The sequence below is a fragment of the Aquimarina sp. AD1 genome, assembly GCF_003443695.1.
In the GTDB taxonomy this organism is placed as follows: domain Bacteria; phylum Bacteroidota; class Bacteroidia; order Flavobacteriales; family Flavobacteriaceae; genus Aquimarina; species Aquimarina latercula.
The window spans coordinates 5,449,138-5,461,560 of sequence record NZ_CP031966.1 but is presented as its reverse complement, the minus strand read 5'-3'; the positions used below and the strand labels follow the sequence as shown (position 1 = coordinate 5,461,560).

Below are 12,423 nucleotides of genomic sequence, written 5' to 3'. Positions count from 1 at the left end.
TGTTGGGGAAAACAAAAAAGATTTACAACGCATTTATGATATATTCGGCATCTTTAATCAACGTGTATGAAATTTAACCACGAAGAATTCGAAGAAAATAATTTCTCAATTACTCGATATGAGTCTATGCTGAGATCTAATGATGTTAAATTTTTTGATTCTGATGAATTCGAATCAATAATTCATCATTATCTAGAGAATGGAAAAATTGCTAAAGCCAAAAAAGCGATTTCTCTAGGACTTTCTCAACATCCTTCTTCTGTTAATCTAAAACTATTACAAGTTGAAATTCTTGTTTTTGAAGATCGTTTAGATAAAGCTGATAATCTTCTGGCACAGCTTCATGCATTGGAACCTGAAAATGAAGAAATATATATCCAAAAAGCCAATATACTTTCTAAACAAAATGATCACTTAAAAGCAATCGAATTACTAAGCACTGCGCTGCAGTATACTGCTGATGAAGCAGATGTATATTCTCTTATAGGTATGGAGTATTTGTTTATGGATGATTTTGAAAATGCAAAAGTAAACTTCATGCGATGTCTAGAATCAGATAATCAAGATTACTCGGCACTATATAATATTATTTACTGTTTTGATTTTCTTGAACAACATGAAGAAGCAATAAATTATCTCAATATGTTTTTAGATAAAAATCCATATTGTGAAGTTGCCTGGCATCAAGTCGGCAAACAGTACTTTGACCTTAAAGAATATGAAAAAGCTCTTGCTGCATTTGATTTTGCTATTATTAGTGATGAATATTTTATAGGTGCTTATTTAGAAAAAGGAAAGGTTTTAGAAAAATTAAAACGCTACAATGAAGCTATAGAAAATTATCGGATTACTTTAGAATTAGACGACCCGACTTCTTTTGCTCTACTCAGAATTGGTAAATGTTTCGAAAAATTAGGTAGCGATGATTTAGCAATTCAACATTTTTCTAAAACAGTGCATGAAGATCCACTTTTGGACAAAGGATGGATTGCAATCACTGATTTCTATATGAGAAAACGCAATTATCAAAAAGCGTTGTATTATACCAATAAAGCGATTAGCATAGATGCAGAAAATGTTTTATACTGGAAACGTTATGCTAAAATTAATAATCGCTTAGCTTTCTTTGAAGAAGCAGAAAGAGGATACCGAAAGGCTTTAGAACTTGGAAACTACGAGTTAGAAACTTGGCTTAATCGTTCGGATATTTTAAAATTTATCGGAGAGTCTGATGCCGCTATTCAAAATATGCAGCAGGCTATTGAATTTTATCCAGAAAATGCAGAAATACAATATAGGCTAGCAGGTTTATATTACGAGAAACAAGAATTTAGCAAAGGTGAATTTCACCTTAGAAAAGCACTAGAATTAGATATTGAGTTCACTATTGTTTTGGAAGAATTATTTGAACACGTATTTAATCTTACATTAGTTCAGAATATTATTTCTGAATACAAAAGGTAATCAAGCTGTTTTTTTGTGGAATTTATAAATCAAATAGATTACTTCAATTTCCTTTAAGTAACAACAAAATTTACAACAAAAAATACATACATTTGTTTGTATAACAAATGCTAAATCAAAAAGAATGCAACGAAGTCTTAAGGACTATCTGGTAGTTTCAGCTAAAGGAATTGCCATGGGAGCTGCGGATGTAGTTCCTGGAGTTTCGGGAGGAACAATAGCTTTCATTTCGGGTATATATGAAGAGTTGATTTCTACAATCAATAATCTAGACCTTAATTTTTTTAAGGCATGGAAAAATGAAGGGTTTGTTGCTTCTTGGAAAAAATACAATCTTTCTTTTTTATTAGCATTATTTTCAGGTATCGCAATAAGTATTCTGTCATTAGCAAAAATTCTTAAATGGTTATTGCATAATGAACCGCTATTATTATGGTCATTTTTCTTTGGATTGGTATTGGCGAGTATACTTTATATTGGAAAACAAATAACAATCTGGAGTCCTAAGGTTCTTATAAGCATACTATTAGCCGCAGTTATCTCGTACTTTATAACAATTGCAGAACCAATTGCATCACCAGAAAGTCTATGGTACTTACTATTTTGTGGTTTTATAGCTATAATAGCGATGATTTTACCAGGAGTTTCCGGAGCATTCATTCTTTTAATTTTAGGAGCTTATGAAACATTCATTGGTATATTAAATCAATTTAGAGAAGGGTTGACTTCCTTAGATTTTAATCTATTATGGCAAGCATTTTATAAAATATTGATCATAGCTGTTGGAGCAATAGCTGGTTTAAAGCTTTTTTCTAAAATATTAAACTGGATGTTTAATAACCATAAGAATATGACGTTAGCTTTACTTACAGGGTTTATGATAGGTTCTTTAAACAAATTATGGCCTTGGAAAAAAGTACTTTCATGGAGAACGAACTCAGAAGGTATTGAAGTTCCTTTTCTAGAAAAAAGTATTCTACCTTCTAGTTTTGATGGCGATTCTAGAATTATTTGGGTACTTCTTTTTATTATAATAGGGTTTCTATTAATTCTTGCACTAGAGCGACTCGCAACTAAAAAAGGAGATTAATATCTATGGCTCAAAACACCAGAACGTTTAGCGATAAGTTTTTTCTAGTCATTAAAGGTTTGGCTATGGGAGCCGCTAATAAAGTACCTGGTGTTTCTGGAGGAGTTGTAGCTTTTGTTGCTGGTTTTTATGAAGAATTCATTTATTCACTTCAAAAAATAAACCTAAAAGCATTTAAACTATTTATCAATTTTAGATTCAAAAGTTTTTGGAGATATATAAACGGTCGGTTTTTAGCACTATTGATCTCAGGAATGTTAATTAGCTACTTTAGTGTTTCTAAAATTCTTGATTATCTAATTATCCATTATGAACTGTACGTTTGGGCAGCATTTTTTGGAATGATTATAGGATCAATATACTACATAACCAAAAATTTTGATGAGTGGAATAAACGCAATATATGTTTTATTATCATAGGTACTATAGTCGGAATAAGTATTAGTTTACTTGAACCTGCAAAGGAAAATGACAACTTATTCTTTGTCTTTTTTTGTGGTATCGTAGGAGTTTCTGGTATGACACTACCTGGATTATCAGGTTCTTTTATCTTAATCTTATTTGGTAATTATGTGTTATTATTAGTAGATGCTGTAAATGCTTTATATGACACTATAGCTGATTTAATACGATGGGATTTATCTTTTATGGAAAATGCTAAAAGGTTACGATTGCTCCAAGTTCTTGTAGTATTTAGTTTAGGCTCTATAACTGGCCTAGTTACATTATCGCACTTTTTAGGATATGTATTAAAGCATTACAAAAATGCAACTTTTGCTGCTATTATTGGTTTTATAACCGGTTCTTTAGGAGTTGTTTGGCCATGGAAACATAAAATGTATAAAAAAAATGATCTAGGAGAAATATTGATCGATGCACAAGGAAATCCTATACTGGACAACTACGATCGCTACCTTCCAGATCTTACAATAATACCAACCTATGCTGCTTTCTTTTTTATTTTAGTGGGTATAGGGATTGTCCTTTGGTTGGAATGGTATGGCGAGAAAACATTAAAAACCAAACCAACATGAACACATACGGATTATTAGGTAGAGATATCGGTTATTCATTTTCTAGAAACTATTTTTCTAACAAATTCGCAAACGAAAATCTGGATTGTTCTTATCAAAATTTTGATATCAAAACGATCGATGATTTAAGAACTATAATACAAGATTCAGATATCAAAGGAATGAATGTAACCATACCTTATAAAGAAGAAGTAATCCCCTTCTTAGATTCATTGGATCCTACTGCCAAAGAAATTGGTGCTGTAAATGTAATTAAGTTTAACAAAGACGGAAAACTAACAGGTTATAACAGCGATTATTATGGTTTTACAGAATCTTTAAAGCCATTATTAAATGAAAAAATTAAAAAAGCTCTAATCCTAGGAACCGGAGGAGCATCGAAAGCAATTGCTTTTGCATTAAATAAATTAAATATAAAACACAACTTTGTATCTCGAAACCCTGATTTCAAAGAATTGAGCTACAATGATCTAGATGAAGATATTATTAGAGAATTTAAATTAATTATAAATTGTACTCCATTGGGGACACACCCTAATGTAGAAAGTCACCCAAACATTCCTTTTGAATATTTAAGCGAACATCACGTTTTATACGATCTTATTTACAATCCAGAAGAAACCACCTTTATGAAAAAAGGAAAAGAATATGGAGCGAAAACTAGTAATGGTTTACGTATGTTAATACTCCAAGCCGAGAAATCTTGGGAGATCTGGAATCAATAATTTTTCATTTCCTATATCAGAATTATTATATATTTCCTACAAATGTAATTCCTAAAACAGCTCATTTGCTTTGAGTTTATATAAGATGTTAGTATCTTAGTCAATCGTTAAGCTCAGACAAACAAAAACATTTTATATAATGTCCACACACGATAACCTGCCAGAAGCAGATGGAAACGAAGAGAACAATACAAAGGCTATAGAAGAAAAAACTGTCGCAGAAGTTACTGAATCACAGTCAACTCAAGACGATCAATCTGAAAAAGCTACGGTAAAAGAAAAGACTGCTACAGAAGAACTACCTGTAGAAGAACCATCTACCGAAGAAATTACAGCTACTGAAGAAATAAAAAAAGAAGAGGTTATCTCTGATTCTGAAAATGAGATCCAAAATGAGATGGATCAGGCAGTAGCAAAAGATAGTGAGGATGAAAGCAAGTTAGAGCGACACGATATAGAAAAGAAAGACTATCATGCAATGAGCAAAGATGAGCTCATATCTGAATTACGCCACCTGATTAAAAGCGAAAAGATCCAGGCAATAAAGGAGCATGTGGAGGAAATTAAAACTGAATTTAATGCTAAGTTTAATGAGGAAGTAGAGCAGAAAAAAGATGAATTTTTAGCAGATGGTGGCAATATAATTGACTTCTACTACTCAACACCATTAAAAAAAGAGTTTAATTCTGTTTATTTTGATTATAAAGAAAAAAGAAATGCATATTACCAAAATTTAAAGAAAGATCTACAAGTTAATCTTCAAAAAAGATTGGACATAATTGAAGAATTAAAAGGGCTATTAAATGTAGAAGAAAACATTAATACTACATATAACCACTTTAAGGAAATAAAAGAAAGATGGCATAATGCGGGTCCTATTCCAAGAGATAAGTATAATACAGTTTGGAACACATACCATCATCACACAGAGAACTTTTATGATTTTCTTCATCTAAACAGAGATTTTAGAGATCTGGATTTCAAACATAATTTAGAGCAAAAACTTAAGATTATTGAGCGTGCCACAGAATTAGCTCAGGAAACTGATGTAAATAGGGCATTTAGAGAATTGCAAATTCTGCATAAAATGTGGAAAGAAGATTTGGGCCCAGTAGCTAAAGAATATAGAGAACCTATATGGGAAAAATTTAGTGCTCTTACTAAAAAGATACACGAAAACCGTCAAGATTTCTTTAAAATACAAGATAAAGTTTACGAAAAAAACCTAGAAGTAAAACAAGAAATTATTTCTAAGATCATCAACGTAGCTTCCGATCATCCAAAAAATCATGGCGGATGGCAACAAAAAATCAAAGAAATAGAGGCTCTAAGGGAAGAATTCTTTCAAGCTGGAAAAGTACCTTCTAATGCTAATGAAGAAACTTGGAGTCAATTTAAAAGTGCGGTAAGAGATTTTAACAGAAATAAAAATGCATTCTATAAAAGTCTTAAGAAAGATCAGTTCGAAAACCTAAATAAGAAAATGGAACTCATCAAAATCGCTGAAGATAATAAGGATAGTGATGATTTTTCTATAACTACACCGCTAATGAAAAAAATTCAGGCGGATTGGAAAAAAATAGGTCACGTTCCTAGAAAAGACAGCGATAGAATATGGAAACGATTTAAAGATGCCTGTAATTCTTATTTTGATCGAATCCACGCTGAAAAAAATGAAGCTAATAAAGAAGAAGTTGCTTCTTATGAGAAAAAATTAGCGCACATAGAAGCACTTAAAGAACTAAAATTATCTGGTGATCCCGAAACTGATCTTACTACAATCAAAGAAAACATTAACGTTTGGAAGAGCCTAGGTAGAGTTCCTTACAAAAAGAAAAACATAGAATCTGATTATAATAAGGTCTTAGACACCTTTTTTGAACAACTAAATCTTAGTAGACAGCAAACTGAGATGATTAAGTATGAAAACAAACTTAGTTCTCTTGCCAATCAATCAGATGATAGAGCACTTAGAAATGAGCAAAACTTCATTCGTAAAAAAATAGATGAAGTTCATGGTGAAATTCGCCAATTAGAAAATAATCTACAATTTTTTAAACACGCAGATGATAACAACCCTCTGGTAATAGAGGTAAAGAAAAACATTGGAAAACATAAAGACAGTTTACAAGTCTGGAAAAACAAGCTTAAAAAAATTAAAGAATTATAATCTATGAATTGTGCTCTTTGTGGATCAGAAACCGTAGAATTTTCTGTTACCGAAAAAAGAGGCTATTATCAGTGTACTCATTGTGATGGGATTGGAATGTATCCATCATATTTTCTATCTAGTATAGAAGAAAAAAACAGGTATGATACTCATAACAATGATGTGACGGACGTTGGTTATCAAAATTTTGTGTCCCCCATAGTGAATTCCATTAGAGATGAATATAAAAAAGAACATAATGGTCTGGATTTTGGAAGCGGTAGTGGTCCTGTGATCACTTCGATGTTAAGAAATATAGGATACAATATCACTACATATGATCCATTTTTTGATCCAAATCCAAAAGCATTAGACCAAACCTATGATTACATTGCATGTTGTGAAGTAATGGAACACTTTTATAATCCAAATCAAGAGTTCAAATTATTACACTCCTTATTACAAGAAAAAGGAAGTTTATATTGTAAAACCTATCTTTATAACCGATCTATTGATTTTAATTCTTGGTGGTATAAAAATGATCCGACCCACGTATTCTTCTACACACAAAAAACTTTAAATTGGATTAAAACCAACTATCATTTTAATGATCTATCAGTTTCCGATAAATTAATATGTTTCAAAAAATAAGTTTTTAAAACATGTTTTGAAATTATTGGCACAGGGTGTTAGTATATAACCACTTCTAAATTTTATCAACACGAAAACGTTTAAGTAAAAAAACAATCAAATTAATACTCAATTATTCCTTAAATTAGTAAATCATCATTTTTTAAACTAAAAAAGTATCACTTCTTTAATAAAAATCACCTAATCAAATAAATATGGCAATATAAATCACAACTTCTGAAAGAAGTATAAAATTTCACACAAACACAATTCAAACACTAAAACTTATGAAAAACTCACTACCTAAACTTCTAGGCATAATATGTCTATGGAGTCTATTTCTCAATTCTAATATTCTAACAGCACAGACTGATTTTAGAGAAGAAACAATTTATTTTTTAATGACCTCTAGATTTTTCGATGGAGATTCTAGTAATAATGCAGCTACAGAATGGTCTTCGTACAATCCTGATCCAACAATAAATCCAACAATTACGGATCCAGAAGATGTAACTTGGAAAGGAGATTTTAAAGGGTTAATCCAAAAACTAGATTATATTAAAGATCTCGGGTTTACCGCTATTTGGATAACGCCAATTGTACACAACAGAAGCCCTTTAGATTATCACGGGTATCACGCGTGGGATTTTACGAAAGTAGACCCTCGATTAGAGTCTCCCGGAGCTACCTTTCAAGATTTAATAAATGAAATTCATGCTCGTGATATGAAGATTGTTCTAGATGTTGTAACCAATCACGCCGGTCGTTTTGGTATAAAGGATGTCGCTGAGATAAAATATAATACAGATCCAACAAAACCTTGGTACGCTCCGGATAATCCTAATTGGGAATATGACGGTTTAACTCCTAATCCAGAAGATGGTTTAATATGGAGTAGAGCGAATTTAGAAAAAATGCCTCCACCATATAATCAAGATCTGTCCGCTTACAATTTCCCTGGCAAAGAAAGCTATGTTGATACATCTGATCCGGATTGGTACCATCATTCTGGAAATGGTTTTGCGCAAGGATTTGATGATATAGAAAATTTACAAAACAGAGCACTAGCTGGTGATACGCCTGATCTTAATACAGGTAGTCAAGTGGTTAGAGATTATCTTGTAAATGCCTATGCCACGTATATAAATATGGGAGTAGATGCTTTTCGTTGGGATACCGTTAAACATATGAGCAGAGAGGATATTATTTATTTTTACGATGCATTTAAAGCTATCAACCCCGATCTATTTATTTTTGGAGAAGTAGCACAAAAACGTCACGAACTACATCCTGTTGATGAAACTAACCCACATTATTATACTTGGAGAGGAGAAGTTAATAATTCAGAACCTTTAGATCTTGCTGTAATAGATTTTTTCGGAGAAGCCACTTTTCACGGTACTTTTGAAGAAGGACAATCTTTTTCAACAGTAAAAGCAGCTGCAAGATATGATAATCTATATAGCGACCCTTCTACCTTAGTTACTTGGTTAGACAATCATGATTTTGGCCCAAATAATGACTGGAATAGACGTTATGGTGGATCTGATGAGAATTTAGCTGCTTGCATGAATTTCATGTTCACTTGGAGAGGAATCCCGACCGTATATTACGGAACAGAAATGCGATTTAAAGCCGGAGAGTTTAATGATATTCATGACGCATCTGGAATCGAAAAATCCATCAATGAAACCGGTAGAGCATACTATGGAGATGTTATTGATCAAGCTTCTAATCATCAGATATACCAACATATTAAAAAACTAAATGCGATTAGAAAAGCTGTTCCCGCTTTACAAAAAGGAAGTTGGGATTGGAAAGAAGCTCCCGGAAATGCTGTATCCTATCGAAGAATATATCAAAATAGTGAAGTTGCGGTAGGGTTAGCAAAAGATGGAGATGCATCATTCTCTATTTCAGGAATGACAAATGGTTTATATAGAGATGCAGTTACTGGTCGTGAAATTGCAGCACAAAATGGGATATTAAACTTTACAGTAACTTCTGGATCAGCAGGAATTTATGTGTTAAATGGACCTGGACTTATTGGAGGTTGCGGAGGTGGTTTTTTCGAAAATTGCGTTAATGGCCCTAGCAATCCTGTTGTTATTATTAATCCTAATATTACAAATTCTGAAGATCCTATTCAGGTTACTCTTGAAGGTGTAGGTGGTGCTGGAGCTCCTTATGCTATTTATTACACTACTGATGGTTCTAATCCTAATGTTTCTAGCATTGCTTATAATAGTTCATTTACTATTACCGAATCGACTACTATAAAAGCAGTTACTTTTGATAAAGATGGTACTGCTTCTGATATTATTACACAAAACTATCGAATTGGCCCCATAGAAGGATTACACGTTTATTTAAAAAAACCATCTTCTTGGTCTCAAGTAAATGTACATTATTGGAATGAATCGCCAGACGTTTTGCCTCCAAGCAATTGGCCAGGACCTCAGATGAATCGAATAGACAACTCTGAATGGTATGAATATATTTTCGAAGGAGTACAAAGCACTAACTTATTATTTAATGATAATGGTGGCACTAAAACAGATGATTTAAGTAGAGATAAAGATGGTTGGTATGATAATGGAATATGGTACGATACGGATCCAAGAATTACAGGAAATACGCCTCCAATAATATCCATGTCTCCTGAAGGTGGATCTTTTAATATTGGAGAAATCGTAAGTATATCATTAAGCGCTACAGATAATAATCCACAAGGAATAGAAATCTATTATACTTTAAATGGTGATGAACCTTCTATTTCTTCAGATAAGTATACTGCCCCATTAAGTATTACATCTGACACAACTATACGTGCTATTGCATACGATGTAGAAGGACTATCTTCTCAAATTATCAGTAATTCATTTACTTTTTCAGATAATACATCTGATTCAATGACAATATATTTTAAAGGTTCATTATCTAATCCAACTATTTACTACTGGAATACAACTCCAATTAACGCAACAGTTCCTTGGCCTGGTGTAACAATGAATAATATTGGTAATGAATGGTATTCTTTAAAACTTGAAGGAATTAATTGTTCTAATATAATTTTCAGTAATAATGGAATATCGCAAACACAAGATCTACAAAGATGCGGAGATGGATGGTATTACAATGGAACTTGGTATGATAGTAACCCTGAAGTAAGTCAAGACTTAACAGTGTACTTTAAATCAGACTCATATACATCTCCAACTATTTATTTTTGGAATGCTACTCCTTCTAACTCCACAACTGGTTGGCCAGGAGAACCTATGACATTAGCGACAGATGGTTGGTACCGATATACATTACCAAATACTTCTTGCTCTAATTTTATTTTTAGTAATAGTGGGGTTTCTCAAACACCAGATCTAAATCGTTGTCAAAATGGGTGGTATTATAATGGAACCTGGCACGATCAAAATCCAGATGCAATAAGGTTGAATGATACTAATATTAAAGATGAAACATTAGATAAGAATATTAAAATATTTCCTAATCCTATAACCGAAAACTCTGTATTACAATTAGAAATACTAAAGAATAGAAGTGACGTAAGGATAGAACTTATTAATTTATATGGAGCTTCTCAAACTATTATTAATACAAAAGTAAGCTTAGGAAAGCACCAATATAAACTGACAGAAAAATCTCTAGCAAGTGGTATTTATTTTTGTAAAATAACTATTGACGGTAAGTCTTCTACTAGAAAAATTTTAAAACAATAAAATTTCAAGAAAAATTCTTTTAAAATTAATTACCCGTTTAAAAAAATATTTAAACGGGTAATTTTTTGGGATATAAAAAGGATATACACAATCTTCGGTCTTATTTCCCTAAGAGATTAAAACTGCCCAGAAAATTATTTTGAATCAGATTATTGTTCATTCCACTCCGTAGATTTCGTCTGATTATATTTCCAGGCAGTTTTGAAAAATATAAAAACTCAACAATTAACTCCCATATCCTGGATTTTGTATTAAATTCGGATTCGCATCTCTTTCTCTTTGAGGAACTGGCATTACCAAAAAGTTATCATCATAATTCAACGGACCTACAGTACCTTGTAATCTTTTAATATCGTGCAAAGTAAAACCTTCAAACGCTAGTTCGCGTTTACGTTCATCAATTATATCTTGTAAAGTAACAACTCCAAGTGCTCCAGCATTTGACCTACCTCTAAGTGCATTAATCTCTACCAAAGGATCTAACCCAATTGCTGTTGTTAATCTGAGATTGGCTTCAGCTCTAATCAAGTGCATTTCTGCAATGCGTAAAAATGGAATATTAGCAAACTGTGATTGCCATTTGGTTGTAGCAGTCCCGCCAGAAGTTGTATAAAAAAATTGTGATCTATCATCATTTACATCATCAAAAATATCAAAAAACGAACTATTTATTGACACATCAGGGTTTCCTGATCTACCTCCAAATGCCTGGCCTGCCCAAAAAGTATTCATTTGATTTATACCATCTTGACTGGTAACTTGCCAGGCAAAAATATCTTCACTAGAGTCCCCATCATTGTTAAACGCTCCATCATATGTCTCTGTTAGAGAATGTCCGCTATTTTGTAAAACATCATCAGCGGCATCTCTCGCTCCTGTATAATTGCCTTGTTGCAAATATACTCTAGCTAATAACGCCTGTGCCGCATATCTATCAGCAAATACTCCATTAGAATCAGGAAGCAAATTGTAAGCATTTTGAAGATCAGAAATCACCTGACCATACATTTCTTCTACAGAATTTCTTAAAGGAGAAGTAATATCACTAGGGTTTAATATTGCATCTAATACAATCGGGGCGGCAAGTTGAGAATTGCCTCCAGCTGCATCATATGATTGTCCAAATAATCTCGCTAGATCGAAATAAACTAAAGCACGAAGAAACTTAGCTTCTCCTTCTACTCTATTTCTTTCTGATTCATCTTCAAATACACTTAAGTTTGCTAATACAATATTAGCCTGATTATTAACCTCATAAGCGTTTAACCAATAATCCCTTACGAAAGTATTGTCCGGTACTAGTTGTTTTTCTATTAATTGAGCTGGCTGTTCAAAAGTACCATTCCAAGAAAGATCTGTATCATTACCAAGTAATTCTGATGCTAAATTTATTTGACCACCGTATGAAACGGCTTGTCCAGCTTCATCATAAATACCTGTTAATATATTTTGCAAATTAGCAGGATTTGATGTAGCTACTTCTGGTAATAAACTTTGTTCAGGTGCTAACTCCAAATTATCCTCACACCCAAAAATCGAAACAATCAGTGCTGCGATCATTATCAGTTTTATATATTTTAATGTTTTCATATCAATA

8 protein-coding genes are annotated in these 12,423 nt (G+C 32.4%); 7 read left to right on the top strand and 1 reads right to left on the bottom strand.

The genetic code is table 11. From position 1 onward, the window contains the following. Positions 1-66 precede the first annotated feature (66 nt). The 7 genes from D1815_RS23505 (at position 67) to D1815_RS23475 (ending at position 10,826) form a co-directional block, all read left to right on the top strand. Positions 67-1,464: a tetratricopeptide repeat protein gene (locus D1815_RS23505; RefSeq protein WP_118389803.1), complete on the top strand. Its 1,398-nt coding sequence runs from the start codon at positions 67-69 to the stop codon at positions 1,462-1,464. A gap of 124 nt (positions 1,465-1,588) precedes the next feature. Further along, positions 1,589-2,554 (top strand): DUF368 domain-containing protein, encoded by a 966-nt coding sequence (locus D1815_RS23500; protein WP_118389800.1) that lies wholly within the window; start codon positions 1,589-1,591, stop codon positions 2,552-2,554. Positions 2,555-2,559: 5 nt separating this feature from the next. Next, a complete protein-coding gene (locus tag D1815_RS23495; RefSeq protein WP_027392209.1) occupies positions 2,560-3,588 on the top strand; it encodes a DUF368 domain-containing protein in 1,029 nt (342 codons plus the stop codon). Continuing rightward, the gene (locus tag D1815_RS23490; RefSeq protein ID WP_118389798.1) at positions 3,585-4,313 is read left to right on the top strand and encodes a shikimate dehydrogenase; all 729 of its coding nucleotides are present in this window, start codon (positions 3,585-3,587) and stop codon (positions 4,311-4,313) included. Before D1815_RS23495 ends, D1815_RS23490 begins: the two co-directional genes overlap by 4 nt. Before the next feature lie 139 nt (positions 4,314-4,452). Next, positions 4,453-6,483, top strand: a complete 2,031-nt coding sequence (locus D1815_RS23485; RefSeq protein ID WP_118389796.1) for a DUF349 domain-containing protein — start codon at positions 4,453-4,455, stop codon at positions 6,481-6,483. Between the two features lie 3 nt (positions 6,484-6,486). Next, entirely contained in the window at positions 6,487-7,113 is a 627-nt protein-coding gene (locus D1815_RS23480) for a class I SAM-dependent methyltransferase (protein ID WP_118389794.1), read from the top strand. A gap of 266 nt (positions 7,114-7,379) precedes the next feature. Continuing rightward, entirely contained in the window at positions 7,380-10,826 is a 3,447-nt protein-coding gene (locus D1815_RS23475; RefSeq protein WP_118389792.1) for a starch-binding protein, read from the top strand. A gap of 225 nt (positions 10,827-11,051) precedes the next feature. Here the strand turns inward: D1815_RS23475 and D1815_RS23470 are convergent, their stop codons facing one another. Beyond that, the gene (locus D1815_RS23470) at positions 11,052-12,416 is read right to left on the bottom strand and encodes a RagB/SusD family nutrient uptake outer membrane protein (protein WP_027392213.1); all 1,365 of its coding nucleotides are present in this window, start codon (positions 12,414-12,416) and stop codon (positions 11,052-11,054) included. Positions 12,417-12,423: the final 7 nt, after the last annotated feature.

Bases quoted from the DNA above. Each gene is read 5' to 3' on its own strand.
- D1815_RS23505 (WP_118389803.1), top strand. From the start codon at position 67: ATGAAATTTAACCACGAAGAATTCGAAGAAAATAATTTCTCAATTACT.
- D1815_RS23500 (WP_118389800.1), top strand. From the start codon at position 1,589: ATGCAACGAAGTCTTAAGGACTATCTGGTAGTTTCAGCTAAAGGAATT.
- D1815_RS23495 (WP_027392209.1), top strand. From the start codon at position 2,560: ATGGCTCAAAACACCAGAACGTTTAGCGATAAGTTTTTTCTAGTCATT.
- D1815_RS23490 (WP_118389798.1), top strand. From the start codon at position 3,585: ATGAACACATACGGATTATTAGGTAGAGATATCGGTTATTCATTTTCT.
- D1815_RS23485 (WP_118389796.1), top strand. From the start codon at position 4,453: ATGTCCACACACGATAACCTGCCAGAAGCAGATGGAAACGAAGAGAAC.
- D1815_RS23480 (WP_118389794.1), top strand. From the start codon at position 6,487: ATGAATTGTGCTCTTTGTGGATCAGAAACCGTAGAATTTTCTGTTACC.
- D1815_RS23475 (WP_118389792.1), top strand. From the start codon at position 7,380: ATGAAAAACTCACTACCTAAACTTCTAGGCATAATATGTCTATGGAGT.
- D1815_RS23470 (WP_027392213.1), bottom strand. From the start codon at position 12,416: ATGAAAACATTAAAATATATAAAACTGATAATGATCGCAGCACTGATT.